This window comes from Azohydromonas sp. (assembly GCF_035325925.1).
Taxonomy (GTDB): Bacteria; Pseudomonadota; Gammaproteobacteria; order Burkholderiales; family Burkholderiaceae_C; genus Calidifontimicrobium.
In genome coordinates this window covers 1-15808 of sequence record NZ_DAOKZA010000061.1, presented here as the reverse complement: position 1 = coordinate 15808, position 15808 = coordinate 1, and the positions used below count along the sequence as shown (strand labels likewise).

14 protein-coding genes and 1 other RNA gene are annotated in these 15808 nt (G+C 73.1%); all 15 read left to right on the top strand.

The genetic code is table 11. The annotated features are described in order from the left end of the window. A partial coding sequence (pyrC, locus tag PKC53_RS16835) for a dihydroorotase (RefSeq protein ID WP_324430699.1) occupies window positions 1-984 on the top strand: 984 nt, incomplete at its 5' end. Beyond that, a complete protein-coding gene (locus PKC53_RS16830) occupies window positions 981-1769 on the top strand; it encodes an NYN domain-containing protein (protein ID WP_324430697.1) in 789 nt (262 codons plus the stop codon). The genes pyrC and PKC53_RS16830, both read left to right, overlap by 4 nt. Window positions 1770-1806: 37 nt before the next feature. Further along, on the top strand, window positions 1807-2565 hold the full coding sequence (locus tag PKC53_RS16825) for a DUF3025 domain-containing protein (protein WP_324430695.1): 759 nt from the start codon (window positions 1807-1809) through the stop codon (window positions 2563-2565). Then, complete coding sequence (htpX, locus tag PKC53_RS16820) at window positions 2562-3437, top strand: protease HtpX (RefSeq protein WP_324430694.1); 876 nt, start codon at window positions 2562-2564, stop codon at window positions 3435-3437. Before PKC53_RS16825 ends, htpX begins: the two co-directional genes overlap by 4 nt. A 20-nt stretch (window positions 3438-3457) precedes the next feature. Then, an RNA gene (rnpB, locus tag PKC53_RS16815) (RNase P RNA component class A) lies at window positions 3458-3908 on the top strand. Window positions 3909-3950: 42 nt separating this feature from the next. Further along, window positions 3951-5156 (top strand): multidrug effflux MFS transporter, encoded by a 1206-nt coding sequence (locus PKC53_RS16810; RefSeq protein ID WP_324430692.1) that lies wholly within the window; start codon window positions 3951-3953, stop codon window positions 5154-5156. A gap of 230 nt (window positions 5157-5386) precedes the next feature. Further along, entirely contained in the window at window positions 5387-5815 is a 429-nt protein-coding gene (locus PKC53_RS16805; RefSeq protein ID WP_324430703.1) for a division/cell wall cluster transcriptional repressor MraZ, read from the top strand. Beyond that, on the top strand, window positions 5816-6760 hold the full coding sequence (rsmH, locus tag PKC53_RS16800) for a 16S rRNA (cytosine(1402)-N(4))-methyltransferase RsmH (protein WP_324430690.1): 945 nt from the start codon (window positions 5816-5818) through the stop codon (window positions 6758-6760). Next, entirely contained in the window at window positions 6757-7059 is a 303-nt protein-coding gene (gene ftsL / locus PKC53_RS16795; protein WP_324430689.1) for a cell division protein FtsL, read from the top strand. Before rsmH ends, ftsL begins: the two co-directional genes overlap by 4 nt. After that, entirely contained in the window at window positions 7056-8837 is a 1782-nt protein-coding gene (locus tag PKC53_RS16790) for a penicillin-binding protein 2 (protein WP_324430688.1), read from the top strand. Before ftsL ends, PKC53_RS16790 begins: the two co-directional genes overlap by 4 nt. A gap of 9 nt (window positions 8838-8846) precedes the next feature. Next, window positions 8847-10376 carry a UDP-N-acetylmuramoyl-L-alanyl-D-glutamate--2,6-diaminopimelate ligase gene (locus tag PKC53_RS16785; RefSeq protein ID WP_324430687.1) on the top strand — a complete coding sequence of 510 codons (1530 nt, stop codon included), beginning with the start codon at window positions 8847-8849 and terminating at the stop codon, window positions 10374-10376. Then, the gene (gene murF / locus PKC53_RS16780; RefSeq protein ID WP_324430685.1) at window positions 10373-11764 is read left to right on the top strand and encodes a UDP-N-acetylmuramoyl-tripeptide--D-alanyl-D-alanine ligase; all 1392 of its coding nucleotides are present in this window, start codon (window positions 10373-10375) and stop codon (window positions 11762-11764) included. Before PKC53_RS16785 ends, murF begins: the two co-directional genes overlap by 4 nt. A gap of 4 nt (window positions 11765-11768) precedes the next feature. Beyond that, on the top strand, window positions 11769-12950 hold the full coding sequence (gene mraY / locus PKC53_RS16775) for a phospho-N-acetylmuramoyl-pentapeptide-transferase (RefSeq protein ID WP_324430683.1): 1182 nt from the start codon (window positions 11769-11771) through the stop codon (window positions 12948-12950). After that, window positions 12947-14509 carry a UDP-N-acetylmuramoyl-L-alanine--D-glutamate ligase gene (murD, locus tag PKC53_RS16770; RefSeq protein ID WP_324430681.1) on the top strand — a complete coding sequence of 521 codons (1563 nt, stop codon included), beginning with the start codon at window positions 12947-12949 and terminating at the stop codon, window positions 14507-14509. Before mraY ends, murD begins: the two co-directional genes overlap by 4 nt. Before the next feature lie 86 nt (window positions 14510-14595). Further along, complete coding sequence (gene ftsW / locus PKC53_RS16765; protein ID WP_324430701.1) at window positions 14596-15777, top strand: putative lipid II flippase FtsW; 1182 nt, start codon at window positions 14596-14598, stop codon at window positions 15775-15777. Window positions 15778-15808: the final 31 nt, after the last annotated feature.

Sequence of the window (15808 nt, the reverse complement as noted above, 5' to 3'; positions counted from 1 at the left end):
CTGCGCGACGGCGCCGCGCTGACGGCGGTACTGCCACACACCGCGCGGCAGTTCGCACGGGCGATCGTCATGCCCAACCTGCGCCCGCCGGTGACCACCGCCGCGCTGGCGGTGGCCTACCGCGAGCGCATCGTCGCCGCGCTGCCGGCCGGCGCCGAGTTCGAGCCGCTGATGACGCTGTACCTGACCGACAACCTGCCGCCCGACGAGATCGCCCGCGCGAAGGCCGCCGGGGTCGTGGCGGTCAAGCTGTACCCGGCCGGGGCGACGACCAACAGCGACGCCGGCGTCACCGACCTGCGCAGGACCTATCCGACGCTCGATTCGATGCAGCGCGAGGGCCTGCCGCTGCTCGTGCACGGCGAGGTCACCGACCCCGAGGTCGACGTCTTCGACCGCGAGGCGGTGTTCATCGAGCGCGTGCTGCAGCCGCTGCGCCGCGACTTCCCCGGCCTGAAGATCGTGTTCGAGCACATCACGACGAAGGACGCCGCGCAGTACGTGCGCGACGCCGGCGCGCCGACCGCCGCGACGATCACCGCGCACCACCTGCTGTACAACCGCAACGCGATCTTCGCCGGCGGCCTCCGCCCCCACTGGTACTGCCTGCCGGTGCTCAAGCGCGAGGAACACCGGCGCGCGCTGGTCGCCGCGGCGACCTCGGGCAGTCCGAAGTTCTTCCTCGGCACCGACAGCGCGCCGCACGCGGCGCACCTGAAGGAGCACGCCAGCGGCTGCGCCGGCTGCTACACCGCGCTCAGCGCGCTCGAGCTGTACGCCGAGGCCTTCGACGCCGCCGGCGCGCTCGACCGGCTCGAAGGCTTCGCGAGCTTCCACGGCGCCGACTTCTACGGCCTGCCGCGCAACCGCGGCACCGTGACGCTGCGGCGCCAGGACTGGACGCTGCCCGAGGCGCTGCCCTACGGCGACGCGGTGCTCAAGCCGCTGCGCGGCGGGGAGGCCCTGGCATGGAGGCTGGCATGAACGGCAACAACCGCCCCGAGCGCCACATCGCGCTGCTGATCGACGCCGACAACTCGCCGGCGGCCAAGATCGAGGTCATCCTCGCCGAACTCGCCAAGCTCGGAGTCACCAACATCCGCCGCGCTTACGGCAACTGGAAGAAGAACGAGCTCAAGGGCTGGGAGAAGGTGCTGCACGAGTTCGCGATCCGCCCGGTGCAGCAGTTCGACGTCAGCAAGGGCAAGAACGCCACCGACATGCTGATCGCGATCGACGCGATGGACCTGCTGTACACCGACCGCCCCGACGCGTTCGGCATCGTCTCGTCCGACGCCGACTTCACGCCGCTGGTGATGCACCTGCGCGCCAAGGGCGCCACCGTGTACGGCTTCGGCGCGAAGAAGACGCCGGCGCCGTTCGTCGCCGCGTGCTCGCGCTTCCTCTACCTCGAGAGCCTCGGCGAGGGCAGCGACGCGGCGGCCGCGGCCGAGGCCGCACCGAAGGCCGGCAAGGCGAAGGCCGCCGCGCCGCGCGGGCCCACGGCGACTGAACTGCGGCGCGACGCCCGGCTGGTGACGCTGCTGCGCAACGCGGTCGACAACGCCGCCGGCGAGGACGGCTGGTCGCAGCTCGGCGCGATCGGCTCGCAGATCGCCAACCAGGCCAGCTTCGACCCGCGCAACCACGGCTTCAAGAAGCTCGGCGACCTGATCGAGGCGATCGGGCTGTTCGACGTCGAGAAGCGCGGATCGCACCTGTTCGTGCGCGACCGCCGTGCCGCCAAGGGTGCCGCGCCGCCGGGCTGAACCGGCGGACCTCGCGGCCGCCGCGGCGGCACCGTGGATGGCGCCGTACGCCGACGCGGCGCGCGCGCTGCACGCGGCGTGGCGCGGCGGGCGCCCGCTGGCCGAGGCGCTCGACGAGATCGCGCGCGGCCACGCGCGTGACGGCGCGCCGGCTTTCGTGCCGATCGCGGCACTGCCGCGCGGAGAAGCCTACGAAGCCTTCGTCGCGCGCACGCGCCGGGTGCCGGTGCGCGAGACGCTGCACGACGCGCTCAACGCACTGGTGTGGCTGCGCCGTCCGGCGCTGAAGTGGGCGCTCGGTGCCGCGCACGCCGCCGAGATCGCGCGCACCGGCGTCGGGCCGGTGCGCGGGCCGCGGCGCGACGCGCTGACGCTGCTCGACGAGAACGGCGCGCTGCTCGCGGCGCCGGCGCCGCTGATCGAGGCGCTGCGCGCGCGCGACTGGCGCACGCTGTTCGTCGACCGGCGCGCGCTGTGGGCCGGGGCACGGCTGGAGCTCGTCGGCCACGGACTGCTCGAGCAGCTGGCCGTCGCGCCGCGCAGCGCGCTCACGACGCACACCTGGATCGTGCCGGCCGGCGACTTCGACGACCCGGCGCTGCCAGCCGACCCGGCGCCGTCGGCCTGGCAGCCGCTGCCGGTGCTGGGCGTGCCCGGCTGGTGGCCCGACAATGCGCACCCGGCGTTCTACGACGACCCCGCGGTGTTCCGCGGGGCGCGCGGAACTCGGGCCGCGGCGCGTGCTCAGAGCGCGCTGTCGTGCCGCCCCGGCCTCAACCTCACTCGAGAACCATGAAGCGCATCGTCCTGTTCCTCGCGACCAACCTCGCCGTGGTCGTCGTGCTCGGCATCGTCGCCAACCTGTTCGGCCTGAACCGCTTCCTGACGGCCGAGGGGCTGGACCTCGGCGCACTGCTCGGCTTCGCCTTCGTGATGGGCTTCGGCGGCGCGTTGATCTCGCTGCTGATCAGCAAGCCGATGGCCAAGTTCAGCACGCGCGCGCAGGTCATCAACGACTCGGGCGACCCGACGCACCGCTGGATCGTCGCCACGGTGCAGCGCTTCGCCGACCAGGCCGGCATCCGCATGCCCGAGGTCGCGATATACGACGGCGCACCCAACGCGTTCGCCACTGGCGCGTTCAAGAACTCGGCGCTGGTCGCCGTCTCGACCGGGCTGCTGCGCAGCATGAACCGCGACGAGGTCGAGGCGGTGATCGGCCACGAGGTGGCCCACGTGGCCAACGGCGACATGGTGACGATGACGCTGATCCAGGGCGTGATGAACACCTTCGTGGTGTTCCTGTCGCGGGTCATCGGTTACGTCGTCGACCGCGTCGTGCTGCGCAACCAGAACGAGGGGCCGGGCATCGGCTACTACGTCTCGACGATCGTGCTCGACCTCGTGCTCGGCCTGCTCGCGGCGATCATCGTCGCCTGGTTCAGCCGCCAGCGCGAGTTCCGCGCCGACCGCGACGCCGCGCGCCTGATGGGCCGGCCGCAGCCGATGATCAACGCGCTGGCGCGCCTGGGCGGGCTGCAGCCGGGCGAACTGCCGCAGGCGGTCGAGGCGATGGGCATCAGCGGCAAGGGCGGCATCATGGCGCTGCTGTCGACGCACCCGCCGATCGAGCAGCGCATCGCCGCGCTGCAGCGCGGCGAACGCTGAGGGCGGATAATCCCGGCCGTGAAGCAAGCCAGACCGCCGCCGGCGCGAGGCCCGAAAGGGCGCGCCGGAGGAAGGTCCGGACTGCACAGGGCAGCGTAGCGGGTAACACCCGTCCACCGCGAGGTGCGGATCAGAGCCACAGAGACGAGTCGGGGCGGTGCTCCGTCGTGGGTGGTCTGCGAGCGGCCGGCGTCAGCCGGCCCGGGCGTGCGGCGCGAGTCGCGGGCCTGCCGGGCGACAGCCCGGGGCGAGCAGCCACCCGGGGCGGGCCCAGCCCGCCCCGGGTGAAACGCGGCAATCTCTACGCGCAGCAACACCGAATAGGCACGCGATGACCCGGCCCGGGTAGCGTGCGGGTGGGTGGCACCGAGCCGGGCGGGCAACCCCCGGCCCAGAGGAATGGCGGTCACGGGCGCGCCCCCGCAAGGGGCCGCACCCGCACAGAATCCGGCCTACCGGCTTGCTTCACAACTTGCCGCCGCCCGCCGCGCGGGCGAACACAACAACAACGCGATGAACCCCGACGCCGACAAGCTCTGGCGCCACCCCCGCTGGGCGCTGGCGGTGCTGCTCGCCTGTCTGGGCATGCTCGGGCCGTTCTCGATCGACACCTACCTGCCGGCGTTCACCGGCATCGCCAGCGCGCTCGGCGCGACGCCGGTGCAGATGCAGCAGACGCTGTCGGCGTACCTGCTCGGCTTCGCGGTGATGAACCTGTTCCACGGCGCGCTGGCCGACAGCTTCGGCCGCCGCCCGGTGGTGCTCGGCGGCATCGGGCTGTTCACGCTGGCCTCGGTGGGCTGCGCGCTGAGCCCGTCGATCGGTGCGCTGGTGTTCTTCCGCGCGCTGCAGGGCGTGTCTGCGGGCGCCGGCATCGTCGTCTCGCGCGCGATCATCCGCGACATGTACCCGCCGGCCGACGCGCAGCGGGTGATGAGCCAGGTGACGATCTACTTCGGCGTCGCGCCGGCGGTCGCGCCGGTGATCGGCGGCTGGATCTTCGTGCACACCGACTGGCACGTGATCTTCTGGTTTCTCGCGGCGGTCGGCGCCGCGCTGTGGTGGGTCAACTGGCGCTGGCTGCCCGAGACGCTGCACGTCGCGCAGCGGCAGCCGTTTGCCGTCGCGCCCCTCATGCGCGGCTACTGGCAGCTCGGCGCCAGCGCGCGCTTTCTCGCGCTGGCGTTCGCCAGCGGCGTGCCGTTCAACGGCATGTTCCTCTACGTGCTGGCGTCGCCGGTGTTCCTCGGCGAGCACCTGCGGCTGGGGCCGACGCAGTTCTTCTGGTTCTTCCTGCTGACCATCGGCGGCATCATGGGCGGCGCCTGGCTCAGCGGCCGGCTGGCGGGGCGCATCCAGCCCAAGCACCAGATCAAGCGCGGCTTCGTGATCATGCTCGCGGTGTCGCTGGCGAACGTGGCGCTGAACCTGCTGTTCGAGCCGCGGGCCTGGTGGGCGCTGTGGCCGATCGCCGGCTTCGCGTTCGGCTGGGCGCTGATGGTGCCGGTGGTCACGCTGCTGGTGCTCGACCAGGCGCCCGACCGTCGTGGCCTGGCCTCGTCGCTGCAGGCCTTCGTCGGCAGCACCGCCAACGCGCTGGTCGCCGGCGCGATCGCCCCGCTGGTGATGCACTCGACGGTGGCGCTGGCGCTGACCTCGCTGGGCTTCCTCGGCATCGGCGCGGTGGCCTGGGCCTGGGTCAAGCCGCGGGTGACCTGATCGTCCCGGCGCGGACCGGGCGCGGTTGGCGCTGCGCGCGACTTCAGCGGTTTCTTTCGAACACCGCTGCAAGTCTATATTTTTCAAGAACTATTTCGTCGAAGATGTTCGCAACTTTGCTGTAAGTACTTGATTCCATTAAATATTTCGGCGAAGTCCCATTGACCGCCCCGAGGCGACCCGATACAGTGTCACGAAGTGGGGGATGGTGGGAAAAAGTGTCTGCAGCAGTGTTCCAGGGGACCGCGGCGCTGTCGTTGGACGGCAAGGGCCGCATCACCGTGCCGGTGCGTCACCGCGACCTGCTGCTCGCGCTGTCCGAAGGCCGGCTGACGCTGGCCAAGCACCCCGAGGGCTTCCTGCTGGTGTTCCCGCGCCCGGCGTGGGAGGCGTTCCGCGACAAGCTGCTGGGCATGTCGATGGCCGTCGACGCGTGGCGGCGCATCTTCCTGGGCAGCGCCACCGACGTCGAGATCGACAACGCGTCGCGCGTGCTCGTCTCGCGCGAACTGCGCGAGGCCGCCGGGCTGACGCAGGACGTGCTGCTGATCGGCAACGGCCACCGCCTCGAGCTGTGGGACAAGCAGCGCCACGCCGACCACGAGGCGAAGACCATCGCCCAGGGCATGCCGGCCGAGATCGGCGCGCTGGTCTTCTGAATGTCGTCATGGCCGCATCTGCCCGTGCTGCTCACCGAGGCCGTCGAGGCGCTGGTGACGCTGCCGCACGGCACCTACGTCGACGGCACGTTCGGCCGCGGCGGGCACGCGCGCGCGATCCTGCAGCGCCTCGACGCGCGCGGCCGGCTGGTCGCGTTCGACAAGGACCCGCAGGCGGTCGCCGCGGCCGCGCAGGGCGCCACGGCGATCGACGACCCGCGCTTCGCGATCGTGCACGCCAGCTTCGCGACGATGCGCGAGGCGCTGGCCGAACGCGGCATCGCGCGGGTGCATGGCGTGCTGCTCGACCTGGGCGTCAGCTCGCCGCAGCTCGACGACCCGGCGCGTGGCTTCAGCTTCCGCTACGACGCGCCGCTGGACATGCGCATGGACACGACCCGCGGCGAGACCGCCGCGGACTTCCTGGCCCGCGCCGATGAGCGCGACATCGCGAAAGTGATCCGCGACTATGGGGAAGAACGGTTTGCTGTTCCGATTGCAAAGGCGCTTGTGGCTCGCCGCGACGGCGGGCGTCCCGTTCGAACCACGGGCGAGCTTTCCGAAGTCGTGGCTCGCGCGGTCAAGACCCGCGAGCCGGGCCAGGACCCTGCAACGCGCACGTTTCAGGCTCTTCGGATTCTCGTCAACGCTGAGCTCGAGGAACTCGGGCAGGGGCTGAACGCCGCGCTCGACCTGCTCGCTCCCGCCGCCCGGCTGGCCGTGATCAGCTTCCACTCGCTCGAGGACCGCATCGTCAAGACCTTCATCGCGCGCGAAAGCCGCGCGCAGGTCGACCGCCGCGCGCCGTTCGCGCCGCCGCCGCCGACGCGGCTGCGCGCGCTGGCGCGCATCCGGCCCGGCGAGCGCGAGCTGGCGGCCAACCCGCGCGCGCGCTCGGCGATCCTGCGCGTGGCCGAACGCTGCGCCGACGCCGTGCCGACATGACGCGACTGACCGTGTTGCTCGTGATCGCCCTCGTCGCCAGCAGCCTGTACCTGGTGCGCACCGCCTACGAGGCGCGGCGCCTGTTCGCCGAGCTCGACCGCGAGCGCGGCCAGCAGCGCCAGCTCGAGCTCGAGCACAAGCGCCTCGAGGCCGAGCGCCACGCGCAGGCGACCAACCTGCGCGTCGAGAAGGTCGCGCGCGAACGGCTGGCGATGCGCGGCGCGACGCCGGCGCTGACGCTGTACGTCGCCGACCCGGCCGCGCCGGCGGCGTCGGATGCGGCGGAGACTTCACGATGACCCGCACCACCGGATCGGCGCGGCGCGCGGTGGCGGCCAACGTGCGCAGCGTCAGCTACGCCAGCAGCCCGCTGCTGGCGTCGAAGACGCCGCCGTGGCGCTCGCAGTTCGTCGTCGCGCTGATCGGGCTGGGGTCGTGCCTGCTGGCCGGCCGCGCCGTGTACATCCAGATCGTCGGCACCGACTTCTACCAGCGCGAGGGGGAGAAGCGCTACGTGCACACGCTGACGCTGCCCGGCAGCCGCGGGCGCATCGTCGACCGCCACGGCCAGCTGCTGGCCACCAGCGTCGAGGCGCCGTCGGTGTGGGCGATCCCGCGCGACTTCGACGCGAGCGCGGCGCAGCGGCGGCAGCTGGCCAAGGCGCTGGGCATGGGCGCCGCCGACCTGGAGCGCCGGCTGGCCGACAACCCGAAGTTCGTGTGGCTGCGCCGCCAGGTCGACGAGGGCGTCGCCGAGCAGATCAAGGCGCTGGACCTCAAGGGCGTGCACCAGACGCGCGAGTACAAGCGCCGCTACCCCGAGGGCGAGGCGGCGGCGCACGTGGTGGGCTTCGCCGACGTCGAGCAGCGCGGGCAGGAGGGTGTCGAGCTGGCGTTCGAGTCGCAGCTACGCGCGCGCAACGGCTCGCGCGACGTCGTCAAGGACCGGCTCGGCCGCGTCGTCGAGGACGTGCGCGACCAGATCGACCCGGTGCACGGCAAGGACGTGACGCTGGCGATCGACGCCAAGGTGCAGGCCTTCGCGTACCAGAAGGTGCGCGACGCGGTGGCCGAGCACAAGGCCAGGGCGGGCAGCGCGGTGGTGCTCGACGCGAAGACCGGCGAGGTGCTGGCGCTGGCCAACTACCCCAGCTACAACCCGGCCGACCGGCGTCGGCTGTCGGGCGAGCAGCTGCGCAACCGCGCGCTGACCGACACCTTCGAGCCCGGCTCGACGATGAAGCCGTTCATCGCCGCGTGGGCCCTCGAGACCGGCCGCGCGCGGTCGAACACCCCGGTCCAGACCGCGCCGGGCTGGATCTCGATCACCGGCAGCACGATCCGCGACCATCAGTCGCACGGCGTGCTGACGCTGGCCGAGGTGATCCAGAAGTCGAGCAACGTCGGCACCGTGAAGCTGGCGATGCAGATGCCGGCGCGCGAGATGTGGGAGCTGTACGCCGACCTCGGCCTCGGGCAGAAGCCGCAGATCGACTTCCCCGGCGCGGTCACCGGCCGGCTGCGCCCGTACAAGACCTGGCGCCCGATCGAGCAGGCGACGATGAGCTACGGCTACGGGCTGTCGGCCAGCCTGCTGCAGCTCGCGCGCGCCTACACCGTCTTCGCGCACGACGGCGAGCTGCTGCCGGTGACCATGCTGCGGCGCGAGCAGCCGGCGCAGGGCGTGCGCGTGATCTCGCCCGAGACCGCGCGGCAGGTGCGCCACATGCTCGAGCTCGCCGCCGGCCCCGGTGGCACCGCACCGCTGGCGCAAACGGTGGGCTGGTCGGTGGGCGGCAAGACCGGCACCGCGCGCAAGCAGGAGGGCAAGGGCTACGCGAGCAACAAGTACCGCGCCTGGTTCGTCGGGCTGGCGCCGATCGGCGAGCCGCGCATCGTCGTCGCGGTGATGATCGACGAGCCGAGCAACGGCAAGTTCTACGGCGGCGCCGTCGCCGCGCCGGTGTTCAGCCAGGTCGTGCAGCAGACGCTGCGCGCGCTGGGCGTGCCGCCCGACCGCGACGTCGCGCCGCAGATCCTCGCGCGCGACCTGCCGGCCGTGGCCGAGAGCTTCTGAGGGCGGGCGATGACGATGACCCGCCTGAAGACCCCCGAGGCCGCAGCGCAGTGGCTGCGCGAGCACGTCGGCGGCACGCTGCGCACCGACAGCCGCGCCGTGCAGCCCGGCGACGGCTTCGTCGCCTGGCCGGGCTACGCGGTCGACGCGCGCCAGTTCGCGCGCGCGGCGCTGGCCGCCGGCGCCGCGGCGTGCCTGGTCGAGCACGACGGTGCCGAGGCGTTCGCCTTCGAGCACCCGCGCATCGCGTCGCTGCCCGGGCTGAAGGCCGCGGCCGGTGCCGTCGCCGACGCGTTCCACGGCCGTCCGAGCGCCGCGCTCGACGTGATCGCGACCACCGGCACCAACGGCAAGACCTCGACCAGCTGGTGGGCCGCGCAGGCGCTGACCGCGCTGGGCCGGCGCTGCGCGCTGGTCGGCACGCTGGGCGTCGGCGAGCCACCGCGCATCGGTGCGCCCGACGCCGCCGCGCTCGAGCCCACCGGGCTGACCACGCCCGACCCGGTGCGGCTGCACGCGACGCTGCGCCGCTTCGTCGACGCCGGCTACGCCGCCTGCGCGATCGAGGCGTCGTCGATCGGCCTCGAGGAGCAGCGCCTGGCCGGGCTGCGCATCGCGGTGGCGATGTTCTCGAACCTGACGCGCGACCACCTCGACTACCACGCCGACATGGACGCCTACTGGGCCGCCAAGCGCCGGCTGTTCGACTGGCCCGGGCTGCGCGCCGCGGTGGTCAACGTCGACGATGCGCGCGGCGCGCAGCTCGCCGACGAGCTGCGCCGTGCCGGCGGGCCCGAGCTGTGGACCTGTTCGACGCAGGGCGCGCCGGCGCGGCTGGCGGCGCGCGCGCTGCGCTACGGCGACGCCGGCCTGGTGTTCGAGCTGTGCGAGGGCGACGCCGCGACGACGGTGGCGAGCACGCTGATCGGCGGGTTCAACGTCGCCAACGCGCTGCTCGTGGTCGGTGCGCTGCGTGCGCTGGGCCACCCGCTCGCCGACGCCGCGGCGCTGCTGCCGGCGCTCACGCCGGTGCCCGGGCGCATGCAGCGCGTGCTGCCGGCCGGCGTCGACGTCGCGGCGCTGCCCGAGGTCGTCGTGGACTACGCGCACACGCCCGACGCGCTGGACAAGGCGCTCGCCGCGCTGCGCCCGCTGGCCACCGCGCGAGGGGGGCGCCTGTGGTGCGTGTTCGGCTGCGGCGGCAACCGCGATGCGACCAAGCGTGCGCCGATGGGCGCCGTCGCGGAGCGCGGCGCCGACCGCGTGCTGCTGACCAGCGACAACCCGCGCGGCGAGCCGCCGCGCGCGATCATCGAGCAGATCGCCGCCGGCTTCGCCGACCGCGCGCGCGCGGCGATCGTCGACGACCGCGCCGCGGCGATCGCGCTGGCGGTGGCCGAGGCCGGCGCGCGCGACGTCGTGCTGATCGCCGGCAAGGGCCACGAGGACTATCAGGAGGTCGACGGCGTCAAGCGACCGTTCTCCGACGTCGGGCAGGCCGGCGCCGCGCTGCGCGCGCGTCTGGGAGTGCCGGCATGACCGCGATGGCGACGCTGGCCGACGCCCACGCGATGCTGCCGCACTCGACGCTGGTCGGCGACGGCGCGATCGCCTTCGCGCGCGTGGCCAGCGACAGCCGCAGCCTGCTGCCGGGCGACCTGTTCGTCGCGCTGCAGGGCGAACGATTCGACGGCCACGACTTCCTCGCCCAGGCGCGCGAGCGCGGCGCGGTGGCGGCGCTGGCCGAGCGCGGGCTCGACGCGCAGGCGATGCCGGGGCTGCAGGTGGCCGATGCGCTGGCCGCGCTGCAGCAGTTCGCCGCCGCGTGGCGCCGGCGCATGACGCTGCCGCTGATCGCGGTGACCGGCAGCAACGGCAAGACCACGGTCACGCAGATGATCGCGGCGATCCTGCGCGACTGGCTCGGCGACGCCGCGTTCGCCACCGCCGGCAACCTGAACAACCACATCGGCGTGCCGCTGACGCTGCTGCGGCTGCGCGACCACCACCGCGCCGGCGTCGTCGAACTGGGCATGAACCACCCCGGCGAGATCGCGATGCTCGCGCGCTGGGTGCAGCCGCAGGTCGTGCTGGTCAACAACGCGCAGCGCGAGCACCAGGAGTTCATGGCCAGCGTCGAGGCGGTGGCGCGCGAGAACGGCAGCGCGATCGACGCGCTCGGCGCCGACGGCGTCGCGGTGTACCCGGCCGACGACGCGCACGCGCCGCTGTGGCACCGCCTGGCCGGCGCGCGGGCGCAGCGCACCTTCGCGCTCGACGGCGCCGCCGACGTCGTCGCCGAGGCGACCTGGGTCGCCGCCGGCGAGTCCGAGCGGGCGCACTGGGCGCTGACGCTGCAGACCCCGGCCGGCGCGGTGTCCACGGCGCTGCACCTGGCCGGACGCCACCACGCGAAGAACGCGCTCGCCGCGGCGACCTGCGCGCTCGCGGTGGGCGCGCCGCTGCAGGCGATCGCGCGCGGCCTGGCGGCGTTCGAGCCGGTGGGCGGGCGCTCGGTGCTGCGCACGCTGACTCTGCGCGCTCGCCGCGTGACGCTGGTCGACGACAGCTACAACGCCAACCCCGACTCGGTGCGCGCCGCCGTCGACCTGCTCGCCGGGCTCGAGCGCCCGGGTGCGCTGCTGCTCGGCGACATGGGCGAGGTCGGCGAGCGCGGGCCGCAGTTCCACGCCGAGGTCGGCGCCTACGCGCGTCAGCGTGGCGTCGCCGTGCTGTGGACCGCCGGCTCGCTGAGTGCGCACGCCGCGCAGGCCTTCGGCGCCGGGGCGCGGCACTTCGACCGCGTCGACGACCTCGTCGCCGCGCTCGCCGAGCTGCCGCCGGCGGCGTCGGTCCTGGTCAAGGGTTCGCGCTTCATGCGCATGGAGCGCGTCGTGCAGGCGCTCGAAGCGGCGCAGGCGGGCTGAGGCGATGCTGCTGGCGCTGAGCCAATGGCTGACGACGCTCGACCCCGACGGGCTGGGTTTCCTGCGCGTGTTCCAGTACCTGACGTTCCGCGCGGTGATGGCCGCGATGACCGCGCTGCTGATCGGCATCGCGTTCGGGCCCTGGGTGATCCGCCGCCTGGCCGAGCTGAAGATCGGCCAGCCGATCCGCGAGTACGGTGTCGCCGAGCACCTGGCCAAGAGCGGCACGCCGACGATGGGCGGCGTGCTGGTGCTGATCGGCATCGGCGTGGCCACCCTGCTGTGGTTCGACCTGACCAACCGCTTCGTGTGGATCGTGCTGCTGGTGACCTTCGGCTTCGGCGCGATCGGCTGGGTCGACGACTGGCGCAAGGTCGTCGACAAGAACCCCGAGGGCATGCGCTCGCGCGAGAAGTACTTCTGGCAGTCGCTGATCGGGCTGGTGGCCGCGTTCTACCTGGCGTTCGCGGTGTCCGAGAGCTCGAACCAGCGCGTCTTCGAACTGTTCCTGCGCTGGGTGCAGAGCGGCTTCTCGAACCCGCTGCCGCCCAACGCCGACCTGCTGGTGCCGTTCTTCAAGACCATCAGCTACCCGCTGGGCGTGTGGGGCTTCATCATCCTGACCTACCTGGTGATCGTCGGCGCGAGCAACGCGGTGAACCTCACCGACGGGCTCGACGGGCTGGCGATCATGCCGGTGGTGATGGTCGGCTCGGCGCTGGGCATCTTCGCCTACGTGCAGGGCAACGCGGTGTTCTCGCGCTATCTGCTGCTGCCGTTCATCCCCGGCGCCGGCGAGCTGCTGATCTTCTGCGCCGCGATGGCCGGCGCGGGGCTGGCGTTCCTGTGGTTCAACGCGCACCCGGCGCAGGTGTTCATGGGCGACGTCGGTGCGCTCGCGCTGGGCGGTGCGCTGGGCACGATCGCGGTGATCACGCGCCAGGAGATCGTGCTCGCGATCATGGGCGGCATCTTCGTCGTCGAGGCGCTGTCGGTGATGGCGCAGGTGGCCTACTTCAAGTACACGAAGAAGCGCTACGGCCATGGGCGGCGCATCCTGAAGATGGCGCCGCTGCACCACCACTTCGAGAAGAGCGGCTGGAAGGAGACGCAGGTCGTGGTCCGCTTCTGGATCATCACGATGCTGCTGTGCCTGATCGGCCTGGCCAGTCTCAAGCTGCGATGAAGCACCTGCGCGGCCTCGGCGTTCTCGTCCTCGGCCTCGGCCACTCCGGGCTGGCGATGGCGCGCTGGTGCGCGCGCCACGGCGCCGACGTGCGCGTGTGGGACAGCCGCGACGCGCCGCCGCAGCTCGGTGCGCTGCGCACGGCGCTGCCGCAGGCGCGGTTCGACGCGGCGCCCTTGTGCGAAGCGTCGCTGGCCGGCGTGCAGCTGGTGCTGCGCAGCCCGGGGCTGGCGCCGCACGACGCGCGCATCGCGCCGCTGCTGGCCGCGGCGCGCGCCGCCGGCGTCGCGGTGCACGGCGAGCTCGACCTGTTCACCCGCGCACTGGCCGACCTCAAGGACGAGCGCGGCTACGCGCCGCTGCTGCTCGCGGTGACCGGCACCAACGGCAAGACCACGGTGACGTCGCTGGCCGCGCTGCTCGTCGAGCGCGCCGGCCGGCGCGTCGCCGCGGCCGGCAACATCGGCCCGACGATGCTCGACACGCTGGCCGCGGCGCTGGACGCCGCCGACGACGAGCACCCGCTGCCCGAGGTCTGGGTGCTCGAGCTGTCGAGCTTCCAGCTCGAGGCGGCGGCGCTGCCGTTCGAGCCCGCCGCCGCGGTGGTGCTCAACGTGACGCAGGACCACCTCGACTGGCACGGCGGCTTCGACGCCTACGCCGCCGCGAAGGCGCGCGTGTACGGCCAGCGCGCGGTGATGGTGGTCAACCGCGACGACCCGGTCGTCGAGGCGATGGCCGCGCCGCCGCCGGCGGCCAAGCCGGCCAGGGGCCGGGCGGCGGCCGAGCCGCGCCCGGTCGTGCGCTTCGGGCTCGACGCGCCGCGCCACGCCGGCGACTTCGGGCTGATCGTCGAGCAGGGCATGGCCTGGCTGGTGCGCGCCGTGCCCGCCGACGACGCGCCGCGCCGTGCGCGCCGCGGCGCCGCGGACGACGAGGAACTGCACCTGCAACGGCTGATGCCCGCCGACGCGCTGCGCATCCGCGGGCGCCACAACGCGGCCAACGCGCTGGCCGCGCTGGCGCTGGCCACCGCCGTCGGCTGCCCGCTGGCGCCGATGCTGCACGGGCTGCGCGAGTACCGCGGCGAGCCGCACCGCGTGCAGCCCGCCGGCCGCGTCGGCGAGGTCGACGCCTACGACGACAGCAAGGGCACCAACGTCGGCGCCACCGTCGCCGCGCTGCGCGGGCTCGGCGCCGACCAGTCGCCGGGGCGGCTGGTCGTGATCCTCGGCGGCGACGGCAAGGGGCAGGACTTCGCGCCGCTGGCCGGGCCGCTGGCGCGCCACGCGCGCGCGGTCGCGCTGATCGGGCGCGACGCGGCGGCGATCGACGCGCAGATCGGCGCCGCGCTGCGCGACGCCGGCGTCGTGCTGCAGGCCCACGCCGGCCTCGAGGCGGCCACCGCGTGGTGCTTCGAGGTCGCGCGGCCCGGCGACGCGGTGCTGCTCAGCCCGGCCTGCGCGAGCCTGGACATGTTCCGCGACTACGCGCACCGCGCCGAGGTGTTCGTCGCCGCGGTGCACGCGCTCGCCGCCGAGCGCGGGGAGGTCGCGTGATCGCGCAACTCGCCCCGCGTGCGCTCGGCGAACGTCTGGCCGCGTGGTGGCAGCGCCTGCGCGCGACGCGCGGCGCCGAGGTCGCGGTGCCGGTGCGCGACGGGCTGCGCCGTCGCAGCGCCGAGCCGGTGCGCGTGGCCGGCTTCGACCGCGCGCTGGTGTGGGTCACCGCGGCGCTGCTGCTGCTCGGGCTGGTGATGGTGTACTCGGCGTCGATCGCGCTGCCCGACAACCCGCGCTTCGCGCGCTACAGCCCGACGCACTTCCTCGTGCGCCACGCGTTCGCGCTCGGCATCGGCTTCGTCGCCGCGCTGGCGGCGCTGCAGGTGCCGATCGCGTTCTGGGAGAAGTGGGCCCACGTGATCTTCGTCGGCGCGCTGGCGCTGCTGGTGGTCGTGCTGCTGCCGTTCGTCGGCGTCGCGGTCAACGGGGCGCGGCGCTGGATCCCGCTCGGGCTGATGAACTTCCAGCCCAGCGAACTGGCCAAGCTGGCCGTGGCGATGTACGCCGCGAGCTACATGGTGCGTCGCATGGACGCGCGCGAGGCGTTCTTCCGCGCGGTCACGCCGATGGCCATCGCGCTCGGCGTCGTCGGCGTGCTGCTGCTGGCCGAGCCCGACATGGGCGCGTTCCTGGTCATCGCGACGATCGCGATGGGCATCCTGTTCCTCGGCGGCGTCAACGGGCGCATGTTCGCGCTCAGCGTCGCGGTGCTGCTGGGCTCGTTCGTGCTGATGATCGTCACCAGCCCCTGGCGTGCCGAGCGCATCTTCGCCTACCTCGACCCGTGGAACCCGGCGTACGCGCAGAGCAAGGCCTACCAGCTGACGCACTCGCTGATCGCCTTCGGCCGCGGCGAGGTGTTCGGCCAGGGGCTGGGCGGCAGCGTCGAGAAGCTGCACTACCTGCCCGAGGCGCACACCGACTTCCTGATGGCCGTGATCGGCGAGGAACTGGGCTTCGTCGGCGTGCTCGTGGTGATCGTCGCGTTCTTCTGGCTCACGCGCCGCATCTTCGCCATCGGCCGCCAGGCGATCGCGCTCGACCGCGTGTTCGCCGGGCTGCTCGCTCAGGGCGTGGGCATCTGGATCGGCGCGCAGGCGTTCATCAACATCGGCGTGAACACCGGCCTGCTGCCGACCAAGGGGCTGACGCTGCCGCTGATGAGCTATGGCGGCTCCGCGATCCTGATGAACCTGGTTGCGCTGGCGGTCGTGCTGCGCGTCGACATCGAGAACAGAACCCTCATGCGCGGAGGCCGCGCATGAGGGTTCTGTTCCGGCGAAGGCTCATGTCGCG

Excerpts from the sequence above, each read along its gene's own strand:
- PKC53_RS16830 (WP_324430697.1), top strand. The coding sequence starts at position 981 with ATGAACGGCAACAACCGCCCCGAGCGCCACATCGCGCTGCTGATCGAC.
- PKC53_RS16825 (WP_324430695.1), top strand. The coding sequence starts at position 1,807 with ATGGCGCCGTACGCCGACGCGGCGCGCGCGCTGCACGCGGCGTGGCGC.
- htpX (WP_324430694.1), top strand. The coding sequence starts at position 2,562 with ATGAAGCGCATCGTCCTGTTCCTCGCGACCAACCTCGCCGTGGTCGTC.
- PKC53_RS16810 (WP_324430692.1), top strand. The coding sequence starts at position 3,951 with ATGAACCCCGACGCCGACAAGCTCTGGCGCCACCCCCGCTGGGCGCTG.
- rsmH (WP_324430690.1), top strand. The coding sequence starts at position 5,816 with ATGTCGTCATGGCCGCATCTGCCCGTGCTGCTCACCGAGGCCGTCGAG.
- ftsL (WP_324430689.1), top strand. The coding sequence starts at position 6,757 with ATGACGCGACTGACCGTGTTGCTCGTGATCGCCCTCGTCGCCAGCAGC.
- PKC53_RS16790 (WP_324430688.1), top strand. The coding sequence starts at position 7,056 with ATGACCCGCACCACCGGATCGGCGCGGCGCGCGGTGGCGGCCAACGTG.
- PKC53_RS16785 (WP_324430687.1), top strand. The coding sequence starts at position 8,847 with ATGACGATGACCCGCCTGAAGACCCCCGAGGCCGCAGCGCAGTGGCTG.
- murF (WP_324430685.1), top strand. The coding sequence starts at position 10,373 with ATGACCGCGATGGCGACGCTGGCCGACGCCCACGCGATGCTGCCGCAC.
- mraY (WP_324430683.1), top strand. The coding sequence starts at position 11,769 with ATGCTGCTGGCGCTGAGCCAATGGCTGACGACGCTCGACCCCGACGGG.
- murD (WP_324430681.1), top strand. The coding sequence starts at position 12,947 with ATGAAGCACCTGCGCGGCCTCGGCGTTCTCGTCCTCGGCCTCGGCCAC.